The sequence below is a fragment of the uncultured Cellulomonas sp. genome, assembly GCF_947494015.1.
Classification (GTDB): domain Bacteria; phylum Actinomycetota; class Actinomycetes; order Actinomycetales; family Cellulomonadaceae; genus Pengzhenrongella.
Genome location: NZ_CANLTL010000001.1, coordinates 277,382 through 290,821, shown reverse-complemented (window position 1 = coordinate 290,821; position 13,440 = coordinate 277,382). Strand labels below are relative to the sequence as shown.

Below are 13,440 nucleotides of genomic sequence, written 5' to 3'. Positions count from 1 at the left end.
CGCCTTCGCCGCGGGCCGCGCTCAGGCGAGGGACAGGAACAGCTTCTCGAGCTTCGCCACGTCGAGGGTCGGGGCGTCCGTCGCGGCCTCCGGCTGGGTCAGGCACTGCTTCATGCCGGACGCGATGATCGCGAAGCCGGCCCGGTCGAGCGCCCGCGAGACGGCGGCGAGCTGCGTGACGACGTCCTCACAGTTCGCGCCCTCGTCGAGCATGCGGATGACGGCGGTGAGCTGGCCCTGGGCGCGCTTGAGCCGGTTGCCGACCCTGGTCATCTCGTCGGGATCGAGGTCCACGGGGTCCTCCTGGGGATGTCGGCCGGCCCGGGGTGGGCGCAGCGGTGGGTCAGTGGCCGGCGATCGTCGCGAGCGCGGCGCGCAACCGCGTGGCCGCGTCGTCGGCGACGGCGCGCAGCTGCTCGTTGTCGGTGACGTCGACCATCACAGCAGGGTCGAGCGCCTCGACGGCGACCTGTCCGTCAGCGCCGTCGCGCACGACGACGTTGCAGGGCAGCAGCAGGCCGATGCTCGGCTCCACCCCCAGCGCCGCGTGGGCGAGCGGCGGGTTGCAGGCACCGAGGACGACCTGGCGGGGGACGTCGACGTCGAGCTTCTGCTTGAGCGTCGCGGCGAGGTTGAACTCGGTGAGGATGCCGAAGCCCTGCTCGGCCAGCGCCGTCCGGACGGCGCCGACGGTGTCGTCGAAGCCGGCGGTCACGGTGGTGCTCAGTGCGTAGCTCATCGCTGATCTCCTTCGGGGGTGGCTCGCGGGTCACCGGGGACGGCGTCCGGGGTGCTGGTCGGCCGTGGGGTCATCATCGGCACGTGCACCGCTCGCTGCGGGGCACGTCGGCCATGACGGCCTCGACGTGCATGCCGCAGCCGGTCCAGGTGATCTTGCCGCAGGCGCGGCATCGGACGGGGCTGCACATGGTGGGTCCTCTCGGGGTGGGGTTCGTCGGGGTGGGGGTACGTCGGTCGTGGGTGGGTCGGCCTCGGGCGGGTCGGGCCGGGGGGCGTCGCACTGGGCCGCCCCGGGCCGTGCTGCGTCGGGCCGAGGGAGGGGTCACGGGTCCAGGTCCCGAGGTCGCGGCGTCAGCGCCGGACGGCGCCGCCGGCGGCCTGCCAGGCGCCCATGCCGCCGGACAGGCTCGTCGCCTGCAGGCCGAGGGCGCGGAGCTGCTTGGCCGCGGTGCGCGAGCGCATGCCGGAGGCGCACATGACGACGACCGGCGCGTCCCGGGTCAGGCGACGAGGGGCGTCTGCGACGCCCCCGAGCGGCACGTGCACCGCCTGGGGTGCGTGACCGCTGGTCCACTCGGCACGCTCGCGCACGTCGAGCAGGCTCGCGCCGTCGCGGACCAGCTGGACCGCGGTCGGACCGTCCACCGTGACGGCGAGGGATCCGTCGTCGGCGCGGCCGACGAGGCGACCGAGGATGTCGCGCAGGCTCATGCGTGTGCTCCTTCAGGGGTGCGGGCGAGGTCGGGGCGGGTGGTGGTGAGGCTGAGCCAACCGCCCGAGAGGTTGCGGGCGTCCAGGCCGGCCGCCAGCAGGACGCGGGTGGCGATGTGGGACCGGACGCCGCTGGCGCAGTGCACGGCGACCGGGCGGCCGTCGGCGGCGTCGCCCACCTCGTCGAGCCGGTCGCGCAGCTCGGTGTGCGGGATGTTGAGAGCGCCGTCGAGGTGCCCTCGGTCGAACTCCCCGCGGGTGCGGACGTCCAGGACCAGGCTCGTGGCCAGGACGTCGTCGACGTCGGCGGCCCGCCACTGCGGCATCGTGCCGTCGAGCACGTTCTGGGCGACGAAGCCGAGCATGTTGACCGGGTCCTTCGCCGAGCCGTACGGCGGGGCGTAGGCGAGCTCGAGCTCGGCCAGGTCGTCGGCGGTCATCCCGGCGCGCAGGGCGGTGGCCAGGACGTCGATCCGCTTGTCGACCCCCTCCCGGCCGACCGCCTGGGCGCCGAGGAGGCGCCCGTCGGGGGCGAAGCTCGCCACCACGTGGACCTGCTCGGCGCCGGGGAAGTAGCCGGCGTGGTGGCCGGCGTGGATCCGGACCGTGCTGTGCTCGGTCTGCGCGCGCTCGAGCGTGGCCTGGCTCGCCCCGGTCACCGCAGCGGTGAGCCCGAACACCCGCACGATCGCGGTGCCGAGCACGGGGGCCTGCGGCGTGGTGCGGCGACCGAGCATGGCGTCCGCCGCCCGGCGGCCCTGGCGGTTCGCCGGGCCGGCGAGGGGCACGGGCCCCGTCTCGCCGGTGACCGCGTGCGTCACCTCGACGGCGTCACCGACGGCCCAGACGTGCGGGTCGGACGTGCGCTGGTCGCCGTCCACCGTGATCGCGCCGCGGGCGCCCAGCCTGAGCCCGGCATCCCGCGCCAGGTCGCTGGCCGGTCGTACGCCCACGTTCACGACGACGACGTCGGCCGCCAGCCGGGTCCCGTCGGAGAGCGCGACGAGGGCGCCGCCGTCGTCGGTCGACGTGATGGCGCTCGCGGAGACGCCGAGGTGCAGCGCGACGCCGTGGGCCCGCAGCTCGTCGGCGAGGAGCGGCGCCAGCTCGGCGTCCAGCGGGGGCAGCACGTGGTCGGCCAGCTCCACGAGCGTGACCTCCAGGCCGCGCTCGACGAGCGCCTCGACGGCCTCCAGGCCGATGAAGCCGGCACCGACGACGACCGCTCGGCGGGGGCCGTCGGCGGGGAGCGAGGCGACGCGCGCGGTCAGCGCGTCCAGGTCGGGCACGGTGCGCAGTGCGTGCACCGCCGGGTGGTCCAGCCCGTCGACCGGCGGCCGGACCGCGACGGCACCGGGAGCCAGCAACAGGGCGTCGTAGCCGAGCCGGTACTCGTCGTCGGCCGTCCGCACCGTGACGGTCCGGGCGGCGCGGTCGATCGCGGTGACCCGGCTGCCGGTGCGCACGTCGAGCGCCAGCGCCTCGCGCAGCGACTCGGGGGTGTGCAGCAGCAGGGAGTCACGGCTCTCGATCTCGCCGGACAGGTGGTACGGCAGCCCGCAGTTCGCGAACGACACGTACGGGGACTGCTCGAGCACGACGACCGACGCCGTCTCGTCGAGCCGGCGGACCCGCGCGGCGGCGCTCATGCCGCCCGCGACGCCGCCGACCACGACGATGCGTCGTCGCGCGGGCGTGCTGGGAAGAGACGTGGTGGGCATGGCGCAACGATACCCCGGGGGGTATCAGAGTCGACTCCCGGGCCGGGTGGTCCTGGTCACGTCGCTGCGACCGCGGCCCACGGGCCCGCCGACGGGCCCCGGCGGCACGCTTGCGAAGAATCGACAGTTCTCAATATGTTGCTCCCGTCAGATATCGACAGTCTTCGATCTAGGGAGTGGTCATGGTCGGGTTCGTGCGCAGTGAGCAGCCGGTCGTCGTGATCGGCGCCGGACCGGTGGGCCTGGCCGCCGCGGCGCACCTGCTCGAGCGCGGGGTGGAACCGCTGGTGCTGGAGGCCGGCGAGGGGCCCGGGGCGGCGGTGGCGTCGTGGGGACACGTACGGCTGTTCTCGCCGTGGCGTCACGACATCGACGCGGCGGCGCGCCGCCTGCTGGACGCCACCGGCTGGGTCGCGCCGGACGAGGACGCGCTGCCGACGGGGGCCGACCTCGTCCGGGACTACCTGGAGCCGCTCGCCGCGACACCCGCGATCTCCGCGCGGCTGCGCACCGGCACCCGGGTGCTGGCGGTCGCCCGTGACGGCGCGGACAAGGCGCGCAGCCTGGGCCGGGCGCGCCGTGGTTACCGGGTGCGCACGCTCACCGCGGACGGGCGCGTCCAGGATCTGGTGGCGCGTGCGGTGATCGACGCGTCGGGCACCTGGTCCACCTCCAACCCCCTGGGCGCGAGCGGGCTGCCGGCCATCGGGGAGGGCGACGCCGCGCCCTACCTGGCCGGGCCGCTGCCCGACGTGCTCGGCGCGCACCGCGACCGGTTCGCCGGCCGGCACACCCTCGTCGTCGGGACGGGCCACTCGGCGGCGAACACGCTGCTGAGCCTGGTGGAGCTGGCCGAGTCGGCACCGGGCACGACCATCACGTGGGCCGTGCGCGGCGGGTCGCCGCGGCGGCTGTTCGGCGGCGGCGCGGCCGACGAGCTGCCCGCCCGGGGGTTGCTCGGCACCCGGCTGCGGGCGGCGCTGGACGCCGGCCGGCTGACGCTGGTGACGCAGGTGTCGATCGAGCAGCTCGAGCCGGCCGGCGAGGTGGTGCGCGTGCGCGGCCGCGCCCGCGACGGGGCGCTGGAGCTGGAGGTGCACGCGATCGTCAACGCGACCGGCTTCCGACCGGACCTGGACATGCTGCGCGAGGTGCGCCTGGACGTGGACCCGGTGGTGGAGTCCCCGGCGCGCCTCGCTGAGCTGATCGACCCGAACGTCCACTCGTGCGGGACCGTGCCGCCGCACGGGGAGGCCGTGCTGTCCCACCCGGACGACGGGTTCTACCTCGTCGGGACGAAGTCCTACGGGCGCGCCCCGACGTTCCTGCTCGCCACCGGGTACGAGCAGGTCCGCTCGATCGCTGCCGCGTTGGCCGGGGACCGTGCGGGCGCGGACGCCGTCCGGCTGCACCTGCCCGGGACCGGGGTCTGCTCGACCGACCTGGAGGTGGGCGGCGGGTCGTGCTGCGGCAGCGTCCCCGAGCCGCACCGGGTGACCCGGCACGCCGGCCCGCCGGCGTTCACGGCCGCCACCTGACGACCGTCGCACGTCGGTCGGACGCGGGTGTCCGTGGCCGCGTCGACGAGCGATCGCACGGCGCCCCGTGGTCGCCGATGACCGAGTGCGCGGGTCGCGACTAGGGTCGAGCGGATGCACCCCGGTGACCGGTACGTCCTGCGGCCGATGGCGGCCGATGATGTCGACACCGTGCTGGACGTGCAGGAGCCGGGAGCTGTGACCGGCCTGGCGGAGGTGTTCCCTCAGCACCTGTACCCGTTCCCCCGGCGCGACGTCGCCGAGCGCTGGTTGCGGGAGCTCCAGACGCCGGGGACCGACTGCTACGTCGTCGTGCGGGACGCGGTGATCGCCGGGTTCGCTGCCGTGCGGGGCGACGAGCTGCTGCACTTCGGCATCGCCGTCGAGCAGTGGGGCACCGGACTGGCGCAGTGGACGCACGACGCGGTGCTCGACGAGATGCGCGGCCGCGGAGTCGGACGTGCGTGGCTCACGGTCTACACCGCGAACCGACGGGGCCGGCGCTTCTACGAACGTCTCGGTTGGCACCCCACCGGCGACCGCACCCGCGGTTCGACCGCTCCGTTCGCCGAGCTGCTCCGCTACGAGCGTGCCCTCACCGGCGACTCGGCCGAGGCGCCGGCGCCGGGAGCGGGGACCCGCAGCACCCACCGGCCGGGAATGCCGAGCCGCCGCGCGTAGTTGAGCCAGTCGGACTCAAGTTCAGCGTCCCGAATTTGCTTGCTCCGCGACGGGCGCGCAGACTTGAGCCAGCAGGACTCAACACGAGGCGCACCGCGCCGCCACGAGCGGCGTCGGGCACATCACCGGTACGGAAAGAGGCAGCACTCATGGCACGAGCAGTCGGCATCGACCTCGGCACCACCAACTCCGTCGTCTCCGTCCTCGAGGGCGGCGAGCCCACCGTCATCGCCAACGCCGAGGGTGCGCGCACGACGCCGTCGGTCGTCGCGTTCTCCAAGACGGGTGAGGTGCTCGTCGGCGAGGTCGCCAAGCGTCAGGCGGTCACCAACGTCGACCGCACCATCAGCTCGGTCAAGCGCCACATGGGCACCGACTGGAAGGTGTCGATCGACGAGAGCACCTACTCCGCGCAGGAGATCTCCGCGCGCATCCTCGGCAAGCTCAAGCGCGACGCCGAGGAGTACCTCGGTGAGCCCGTCACCGACGCCGTCGTCACGGTGCCCGCGTACTTCAACGACGCCGAGCGCCAGGCGACCAAGGACGCCGGCCAGATCGCCGGCCTGAACGTCCTGCGCATCGTCAACGAGCCCACCGCGGCCGCGCTGGCCTACGGCCTGGAGAAGGGCAAGGAGGACGAGCTGATCCTCGTCTTCGACCTCGGCGGCGGGACCTTCGACGTCTCCCTGCTCGAGGTGGGCAAGGACGAGGACCAGTTCTCCACCATCCAGGTCCGCGCGACCTCGGGTGACAACCGCCTCGGCGGCGACGACTGGGACAACCGCATCGTCGAGCACCTCATCAAGCAGGTGAAGAACAACAACGGCGTCGACCTGTCCAAGGACAAGATCGCGCTGCAGCGTCTGCGCGAGGCGGCCGAGCAGGCCAAGAAGGAGCTCTCGTCCGCGACGAGCACCAACATCTCGATGCAGTACCTGTCGATGAGCGAGAACGGCCCCATCCACCTGGACGAGAAGATCACCCGGGCGCAGTTCCAGCAGATGACGTCCGACCTGCTCGACCGGACCAAGGCACCGTTCCACGCCGTCATCCGCGACGCCGGCATCTCGGTCAACGACATCGACCACGTCGTCCTCGTCGGTGGCTCCACCCGCATGCCGGCCGTGGCCGACGTCGTGCGCGAGCTCACCGGGGGCAAGGAGCCCAACAAGGGCGTCAACCCGGACGAGGTCGTCGCGATCGGCGCGGCGCTGCAGGCCGGCGTCATCAAGGGCGAGCGCAAGGACGTCCTCCTCATCGACGTCACGCCGCTGAGCCTGGGCATCGAGACCAAGGGTGGGGTGATGACCAAGCTCATCGAGCGCAACACCGCCATCCCGACCAAGCGCAGCGAGATCTTCTCCACCGCCGACGACAACCAGCCGTCGGTGCTGATCCAGGTGTTCCAGGGCGAGCGTGAGTTCGCCCGGGACAACAAGCCGCTGGGCACCTTCGAGCTGACCGGTATCGCGCCCGCCCCGCGCGGCGTGCCGCAGATCGAGGTGACCTTCGACATCGACGCGAACGGCATCGTGCACGTGTCCGCCAAGGACCGCGGCACGAACAAGGAGCAGTCGATGACGATCACCGGCGGGTCCGCCCTGCCGAAGGACGAGATCGACCGCATGGTCAAGGAGGCCGAGGCGCACGCCGCCGAGGACAAGGCCCGCCGCGAGGAGGCCGAGACCCGCAACTCCGCCGAGCAGCTCGTCTACTCGACGGAGAAGCTCCTCGTCGACAACCGCGACAAGCTCCCCGAGGACGTCACCACCGACGTCGAGTCGGCCGTCGCCGAGCTGCGCACCGCGCTCGAGGGCAGCGACGTCGAGCAGGTCAAGGCCAAGCAGGCGGCGCTGGTGACGGTCAGCCAGCGGATCGGCGAGGCGCTGTACTCCGCCGACCAGGCGGGCGCCGGTGCGCCGGCCGGGGCCGACGGCGCCGACGCCTCGTCGAACGGCACGCCGTCCGGCGCGGCCGACGACGACATCGTCGACGCGGAGATCGTGGAGGAGGACGAGGTCAAGTGAGCCAGGACCCGACGCGTGCCGCGGCGCCCGAGCCCACGGGCGACCCGGCGGCCGAGACCCGGTTCACCGACAAGCGACGGATCGACCCGCAGACCGGTGCGGTGCGCCCCGGCGCACCGGCCGGTGCCGGGACCGCCGGCGACGCACAGGAGGCGAGCAGCGTGCAGGACGCGACGAACGACGCAGGCGGCACGGACGACGCCACGGGCACGAACGACGCAGCGGGCACGGCCGGCGACGCCGACCCGCTGGCCGGGCTCGACTTCGAGCCGTCCGGCGCCGACGCGGAGCTGATCCAGGCGCAGGCGGCCGCGGCCGAGCGGCTCGAGGACCTGCAGCGGCTGCAGGCCGAGTACGTCAACTACCGCAAGCGGGTCGACCGGGACCGGTCCGTGGCCCGCGACCAGGCGGTCGCCGGCGTGCTCGAGGCGCTGGTCCCCGTGCTGGACGACGTCGACCTGGCCCGCCAGCACGGCGAGCTGGAGGGCACGCCGTTCGCGGCGGTCGCCGACAAGCTCGAGACGACCCTCGGCCGGTTCGGCTGGGAGCGGTTCGGGGCGGTCGGCGAGGCGTTCGACCCGCAGGTGCACGAGGCGCTCATGCACCAGCACTCGGACGACGTCACCGAGCCGACCGTCTCCATGGTCATGCAGCCGGGCCACCGCGTCGCCGGCCGGGTGGTCCGCGCCGCGCGGGTCGCCGTCACCAGCCCGGACGCCTGAGCACCGCACGCCCCGGACGCCGTCCGCACGCCACACCGGCGGCGGACGGCGTCCGGCACCACCCAGCACCGCACGCACGATCGAGGAGGGAGGCGTCATGACCGGCCAGGATTGGTTGGAGAAGGACTTCTACGCCGTGCTCGGCGTCTCCAAGACCGCGGACGCCGCGGAGATCAAGAAGGCGTACCGCAAGCTCGCCCGCACACTGCACCCCGACCACAACCCCGGGGACGCGCGCTCGGAGTCGCGGTTCAAGGAGGTCGGTGAGGCGTACGCCGTGCTCTCCGACCCCGAGCAGCGCCGCCAGTACGACCAGCTGCGGGCGATGGCCGGTGGCGCGCGCTTCTCCGCGGGCAGCGGCGGCGCAGGCGCCGGTGGCGCCGGGTTCGAGGACCTGTTCGGCGGGATGTTCGGCGGCGGCGGCGGCGGTGCGGGTCCCCGGGTCCGCTACCAGTCGACCGGCGCCGGCGGCCCACGCGCCGGGGGAGCGGGCGGTGGCGCCGGGTTCGAGGACATCCTCGGTGGCCTGTTCGGCCAGGGCGCGGGCTTCCGCCAGCCGCAGCCGGGCATCGACCTGTCCGCGACGGCCACGCTGCCGTTCCGGCAGGCGGTCGAGGGCTCCACGGTGACCCTGAGCGTCGACGGCAAGAACCTGACCGTCCGCATCCCCGCGGGCGTCCACGACGGCCAGCGGATCCGGATGCGAGGCAAGGGCAGGGCCGCCGAGCCCGGCGGCCAGCCCGGTGACCTCGTCGTCACCGTCACGGTGCTGCCGCACCCGGTGTTCTCCCTGGACGGCAACGACCTGCGGGTCACCGTCCCGGTGAGCTTCGCCGAGGCCGCGCTGGGCGCGACCGTCGACGTCCCGACGCTCGACGGCGGCACCGTGCGCATGCGCGTGCCGGAGGGCACGCCGTCCGGGCGGGTCCTGCGCGCCCGCGGCAAGGGCGTGACCACCGGCAAGGGCACCGGCGACCTCCTGGTCACGGTCCAGGTCGCCGTCCCGCAGCGGCTCAGCGGCACGGCGCGCGACGCCGTCGAGGCGTTCGCCACCGCCACGGCCGGCGAGGACCCGCGCGCCGAGATGGCAGCACGCGCCCGCGAGTGACCGACACGTCCCGGGCCGGTACGCCGGCCCGGGACCCGGCGGAAAGGGTCGACGACATGCAGGACGACGCCCAGGTCTTCGTCATCTCGGTCGCGGCCGAGCTCGCCGGCATGCACCCGCAGACGCTGCGCCAGTACGACCGCCTCGGTCTCGTCTCACCCAGCCGGGCCCGCGGCCGGGGGCGGCGCTACTCCCTGCGCGACATCGCGACCCTGCGCGAGGTGCAGCGGCTGTCCCAGGAGGAGGGCATCAACCTCGCCGGCATCAAGCGGATCCTGCGCCTGGAGCAGGAGGTCGAGCGACTCGAGGCGCAGGTCGAGGTGCTGCGGGCGCTCGCCGAGCCGGGGCACCGCGTCTTCACCGCCGGTCCCGGCGGCGAGGTCGTCGCCGTGCCGCGCGGTCACCGCGGCCGACGCGTGGAGCGGTCGACGGCAGGTGCACTCGTGCTGTGGCGGCCCAGCGGCCGGTCCTGACGGCCGCGCGGCAGCCCCCGACCTCCGCGCCGGAGCGCCCGGCGTCGCCGGCCGGGGCAGGATGACCGCGTGATGACGGCGTGATCGACGCGGGTACGGCGGTCTCGGTCCTCGCCCTCGTCGCCGTGCTCGTCGCCGCCGTGCTGCGTCCCGGCGGCGTGCCGGAGGCCGCCGTGGCGATCCCCGTCGCCGGGCTGCTGGTGGCGGGTGGGGTCGTCTCCCCGGCCGACGCGTGGGCGGAGGTCGTCGAGCTGGCGCCGGTGGTCGCGTTCCTCGTCGCGGTGCTGGCCCTGTCGCACCTGTGCGACAGCGAGGGGCTGTTCGCCGCGGCGGGGTCGGCGATGGTCCGGGTCTGCGGCCACCGACCGCGGGCGATGCTCCGGTCGGTGTTCGTCGTGGCGGCCCTGGTCACGGTCGTGCTGAGCCTGGACGCCACGGTGGTGCTGCTGACCCCGGTCGTCCTGGCCGCCGCCGCTCGCGCGCGGATGCCCGCCCGCGTGCACGTCTACGCGTGCGCCCACCTGGCCAACTCCGCGTCCCTGCTCCTGCCCATCTCCAACCTCACGAACCTGCTGGCCCTGCCGGCCACGGGCCTGAGCGTCGCCCGCTTCACCGCACTCATGGCGCTGCCATGGGCCGCCGCGGTGGCCACGGAGTACGTCGTGCTGAGCCGGTACTTCGCGGACGACCTGCGGCCGTCGACCGCCGCGCCGTCGCTCGGGCCGACGGCCGCGCCGCCTCCCGAGCCGACCGTGGGACCGCCCGGACCGACCCCCGGGCCGCCCCTCGGGCCGTCCGCCCCGCGCCCGGGCGACGACACCGACCCGAGCTCCGTGCGACTCGGGGTGGCGGTCCTGGCCGGGTTCGTCGTGGCCGCCGTCGCCGGCGTCCCGCCCGCTGCGGCGGCCCTCGGCGCCGTCGTAGTGCTGGGCGCGCGGGCGCTGTCGCGGGGACGTGCCACGGTCCGGTCCGTGGCGCGCGCGGCGAGCCTGCCGTTCGCCGCCTTCGTCCTCGCCCTGGGGGTCGTCGTGAGCGCCGTCGCCGGCTCGGGGCTGGGTGCGGCGCTGGGCCGAGCGCTGCCCGCGGGCGCGACGTTCCCCGCTCTGCTGGGGGTCGCTGCGGTTGCCGCGGTGGTCGCCAACCTCGTCAACAACCTGCCGGCCGCCCTCGTCCTGACGCCGCTGGCGGCCGCGGCGGGCGGCGCGCCCGCGGTCCTCGCCGTCCTCGTCGGGGTGAACCTCGGCCCCAACCTCACCTACGTGGGCTCGCTCGCGACGCTGCTGTGGCGCCGGGTGCTGAGCGCGCGGGCCCACCCGCCGGTGGTCGGCGAGTTCACCGCCGTGGGCGCCCTCGCCGTGCCCGCGACGATCCTGACCGCGACGGCGGCCCTGTGGCTCTCCGTGCGCGTCATCGGGGTCTGACGGCGCGGCCGCGCCGCCGCGACCCCCCGGCGCGGGCAGGGGTGCCGTCCCGGTGACCCGGCCCCGGTTGACGTCAAAGGTGAAGTTCGCTTCACTTGTCGGGCAGAGGTGGGAGGGGAGTATCCCTGACGCCTGCGTCGTCAGGACGGCCCCCCGTGGGGCCCGGCGCAGCGAGCCCGGTGCGGGCTGGGAGAGACCTCCGGTCGTGGTCGTCACGTGACCGGGAGGTGGTCCAGCGATGAGTGTGCCGGTGTGGGGCTGGGTGGCGGTGCTCGGTGTCATCCTCGCGATGCTGATGGTCGACCTGTTCGCCCACCGGCGCGCGCACGTGATCGGCGTGCGCGAGGCCGCGGTGTGGTCGGGCGTGTGGGTGCTGTTCGGGGTCGGCTTCGGCGCCGTGGTCTGGCGGCTGTTCGGCGCCGAGCACGGCCAGCAGTACTTCGCCGGCTACCTCATCGAGAAGTCGCTGGCGGTCGACAACGTCTTCGTGTGGGCGATCCTGCTGACCTACTTCGCCGTGCCGCGCGAGTACCAGCACCGGGTGCTGTTCCTGGGCGTCGTCGGTGCGCTGGTGTTCCGGGGAGCCTTCATCGCCGCCGGGTCGGTCCTCATCGCGAACTTCAGCTGGGTGCTGTACGTCTTCGCCGCGTTCCTGCTGTACACGGGCGTGCGGATGATCCGCCGGCGCGACGAGCACCTGGATCCCGAGGCGTCACGGGTGCTGCGCCTGTTCCGTCGGTACGTGCCGATGACCGACCGGTACCACGGTCAGCGGCTCGTGATCCGCCGGGGCGGGACGCTGCTGGCCACCCCGCTGCTGCTCGTCCTGGTGCTGATCGAGGTGACCGACATCGTGTTCGCCGTCGACTCCATCCCGGCGATCTTCGCGGTCACCGACGAGCCCTTCCTCGTCTTCACCGCCAACGCCTTCGCCGTCCTGGGGCTGCGGGCGATGTACTTCCTGCTGGCGGACCTGATCCACCGCTTCATCTACCTCAAGCTCGGCCTGGCGCTCGTGCTGATCTGGGTCGGCATCAAGATGATGCTCAAGATCGACGTCCTCTACGTGCCGACCACGCTCTCGCTGGCCGTCGTCGCGAGCATCATCGCCATCTCCATCGGGCTCAGCCTGAGGGCGACCCGGGGGCAGGTCCGTCAGGCGCCGCCCGCCCCGGCCACGCCGCCGTTCGCCGTGGCGTCCGCGGCGGAGCTGGCCGCGCTCGAGCCGACCTGGCGCCGGGGCGCGGAGCGGCCGGGGCCACGGTCGCCGCACGCGGACCAGGACGTCGTCGGCGGGCGAGGGCGGTCCGGTGGGCGTCAGCGGGCGGTCGGCGACGGCGTCCTGAGCGAGCTCGGGGCTCCGGCGGCGCAGCCCGGGACGCCCGAGCCCGCCGCGACGGCCCCCACGCCGGCCGGGTCGCCGCACGACCGTGACCGGGCCTGACGGCGGGCGCGGGAGAGGGCTGAGTCCGATGCGGGACCTGTCCGTGCCACCGCCGCGCGCCGCCGGTCCGGGCCGGTCCGGGCGGACCGGACGCCACCTGGTCGGATGGGTCTGGATGCGGGTGTCCGGGGCCGTCCTCGTCGTCCTCGTCCTGGCCCACCTGACCGTGAACCTCGTGCTGGGGGACGGGATCAACGCGATCAACTTCGCCCTGGTCGCCGGCCGCTGGTCGAACCCGTTCTGGCAGCTGTGGAGCCTGGTCATGCTGTGGCTGGCCATGCTGCACGGCGCCCACGGGATGAGCACGATCATCGACGACTACGCCGAGACGCCCCGGACCAGGCTGTGGCTGAAGGGGCTGCTGCTCGCGGCGACCGTGGTCACGCTGGTGCTCGGCTCGCTGGTCGTCCTCACCTTCGACCCGTGCCCGCCGACCGCGGACCCCGGCCTGCTGCCATCCTTCTGCGCGGAGGCCGACAGCCGGGCTCCCGGTGCCCGCCCGTGACCCCGCCGGAGGTGAGGACGTCGACCCAGCCACGATGGACCTTCCTGACCAACCACGCCCACATGCTGCTCGCGGTGGCCCGGGACCCCGACGCCCGCGTGCACGACCTGGCCGCCGTCGTGCAGATCAGCGACCGCGCCGCCCTGACGATCCTGCAGGACCTGGAGGAGGCGGGGTACCTGGGCCGCACCCGGACCGGGCGGCGCAACCACTACACCCTCCAGCCGCACCGACCGTTCCGGCACCCGGCGACCGCCGACCACGACGTCGACGAGCTGATCGCCCTCTTCGGCGGACCGGCGGGGCGCCCGGTCAGTCCGTGAGCTGATCCGTCCATCGGCTGATCGG

General features: G+C 74.2%; 14 protein-coding genes. 10 read left to right on the top strand and 4 right to left on the bottom strand.

Annotated elements, in window-relative coordinates; all coding sequences use genetic code 11:
* Positions 1 to 21 precede the first annotated feature (21 nt).
* From Q0840_RS01290 to Q0840_RS01275, 4 genes are all read right to left on the bottom strand, one after another.
* Complete coding sequence (locus Q0840_RS01290; RefSeq protein WP_298455159.1) at positions 22 to 294, bottom strand: metal-sensitive transcriptional regulator; 273 nt, start codon at positions 292 to 294, stop codon at positions 22 to 24.
* A gap of 49 nt (positions 295 to 343) precedes the next feature.
* The gene (locus tag Q0840_RS01285; RefSeq protein WP_298455156.1) at positions 344 to 739 is read right to left on the bottom strand and encodes a DUF302 domain-containing protein; all 396 of its coding nucleotides are present in this window, start codon (positions 737 to 739) and stop codon (positions 344 to 346) included.
* Between the two features lie 353 nt (positions 740 to 1,092).
* On the bottom strand, positions 1,093 to 1,452 hold the full coding sequence (locus Q0840_RS01280; protein WP_298455153.1) for a rhodanese-like domain-containing protein: 360 nt from the start codon (positions 1,450 to 1,452) through the stop codon (positions 1,093 to 1,095).
* A complete protein-coding gene (locus Q0840_RS01275) occupies positions 1,449 to 3,173 on the bottom strand; it encodes an FAD-dependent oxidoreductase (RefSeq protein ID WP_298455151.1) in 1,725 nt (574 codons plus the stop codon). The genes Q0840_RS01280 and Q0840_RS01275 overlap by 4 nt, the downstream gene beginning before the upstream one ends.
* A gap of 182 nt (positions 3,174 to 3,355) precedes the next feature.
* Here Q0840_RS01275 and Q0840_RS01270 point away from each other — a divergent pair, with 182 nt between their 5' ends.
* From Q0840_RS01270 to Q0840_RS01225, 10 genes are all read left to right on the top strand, one after another.
* Positions 3,356 to 4,711 (top strand): FAD-dependent oxidoreductase, encoded by a 1,356-nt coding sequence (locus tag Q0840_RS01270; protein ID WP_298455148.1) that lies wholly within the window; start codon positions 3,356 to 3,358, stop codon positions 4,709 to 4,711.
* Positions 4,712 to 4,825: 114 nt separating this feature from the next.
* Positions 4,826 to 5,392, top strand: coding sequence for a GNAT family N-acetyltransferase (locus Q0840_RS01265; protein WP_298455145.1), 567 nt, complete (start codon positions 4,826 to 4,828; stop codon positions 5,390 to 5,392).
* 149 nt (positions 5,393 to 5,541) lie between these two features.
* On the top strand, positions 5,542 to 7,419 hold the full coding sequence (gene dnaK / locus Q0840_RS01260) for a molecular chaperone DnaK (RefSeq protein ID WP_298455141.1): 1,878 nt from the start codon (positions 5,542 to 5,544) through the stop codon (positions 7,417 to 7,419).
* Entirely contained in the window at positions 7,416 to 8,141 is a 726-nt protein-coding gene (gene grpE, locus Q0840_RS01255) for a nucleotide exchange factor GrpE (protein ID WP_298455138.1), read from the top strand. Before dnaK ends, grpE begins: the two co-directional genes overlap by 4 nt.
* A gap of 97 nt (positions 8,142 to 8,238) precedes the next feature.
* A complete protein-coding gene (locus Q0840_RS01250) occupies positions 8,239 to 9,249 on the top strand; it encodes a DnaJ C-terminal domain-containing protein (protein WP_298455135.1) in 1,011 nt (336 codons plus the stop codon).
* Positions 9,250 to 9,305: 56 nt separating this feature from the next.
* The gene (locus tag Q0840_RS01245; RefSeq protein WP_298455132.1) at positions 9,306 to 9,722 is read left to right on the top strand and encodes a heat shock protein transcriptional repressor HspR; all 417 of its coding nucleotides are present in this window, start codon (positions 9,306 to 9,308) and stop codon (positions 9,720 to 9,722) included.
* Between the two features lie 80 nt (positions 9,723 to 9,802).
* Positions 9,803 to 11,143 (top strand): SLC13 family permease, encoded by a 1,341-nt coding sequence (locus tag Q0840_RS01240; RefSeq protein ID WP_298455127.1) that lies wholly within the window; start codon positions 9,803 to 9,805, stop codon positions 11,141 to 11,143.
* Positions 11,144 to 11,381: 238 nt separating this feature from the next.
* On the top strand, positions 11,382 to 12,587 hold the full coding sequence (locus Q0840_RS01235; RefSeq protein ID WP_298455124.1) for a TerC family protein: 1,206 nt from the start codon (positions 11,382 to 11,384) through the stop codon (positions 12,585 to 12,587).
* 28 nt (positions 12,588 to 12,615) lie between these two features.
* Positions 12,616 to 13,092, top strand: a complete 477-nt coding sequence (locus Q0840_RS01230) for a succinate dehydrogenase hydrophobic membrane anchor subunit (RefSeq protein WP_298455122.1) — start codon at positions 12,616 to 12,618, stop codon at positions 13,090 to 13,092.
* A gap of 11 nt (positions 13,093 to 13,103) precedes the next feature.
* On the top strand, positions 13,104 to 13,415 hold the full coding sequence (locus Q0840_RS01225; protein ID WP_298455119.1) for a helix-turn-helix domain-containing protein: 312 nt from the start codon (positions 13,104 to 13,106) through the stop codon (positions 13,413 to 13,415).
* Positions 13,416 to 13,440 lie beyond the last annotated feature (25 nt).

What these genes read in the sequence shown, in the direction of transcription:
- Q0840_RS01285 (WP_298455156.1), bottom strand. Translation starts at nt 739, where the DNA reads ATGAGCTACGCACTGAGCACCACCGTGACCGCCGGCTTCGACGACACC.
- Q0840_RS01280 (WP_298455153.1), bottom strand. Translation starts at nt 1,452, where the DNA reads ATGAGCCTGCGCGACATCCTCGGTCGCCTCGTCGGCCGCGCCGACGAC.
- Q0840_RS01275 (WP_298455151.1), bottom strand. Translation starts at nt 3,173, where the DNA reads ATGCCCACCACGTCTCTTCCCAGCACGCCCGCGCGACGACGCATCGTC.
- Q0840_RS01270 (WP_298455148.1), top strand. Translation starts at nt 3,356, where the DNA reads ATGGTCGGGTTCGTGCGCAGTGAGCAGCCGGTCGTCGTGATCGGCGCC.
- Q0840_RS01265 (WP_298455145.1), top strand. Translation starts at nt 4,826, where the DNA reads ATGCACCCCGGTGACCGGTACGTCCTGCGGCCGATGGCGGCCGATGAT.
- dnaK (WP_298455141.1), top strand. Translation starts at nt 5,542, where the DNA reads ATGGCACGAGCAGTCGGCATCGACCTCGGCACCACCAACTCCGTCGTC.
- Q0840_RS01250 (WP_298455135.1), top strand. Translation starts at nt 8,239, where the DNA reads ATGACCGGCCAGGATTGGTTGGAGAAGGACTTCTACGCCGTGCTCGGC.
- Q0840_RS01245 (WP_298455132.1), top strand. Translation starts at nt 9,306, where the DNA reads ATGCAGGACGACGCCCAGGTCTTCGTCATCTCGGTCGCGGCCGAGCTC.
- Q0840_RS01235 (WP_298455124.1), top strand. Translation starts at nt 11,382, where the DNA reads ATGAGTGTGCCGGTGTGGGGCTGGGTGGCGGTGCTCGGTGTCATCCTC.
- Q0840_RS01230 (WP_298455122.1), top strand. Translation starts at nt 12,616, where the DNA reads ATGCGGGACCTGTCCGTGCCACCGCCGCGCGCCGCCGGTCCGGGCCGG.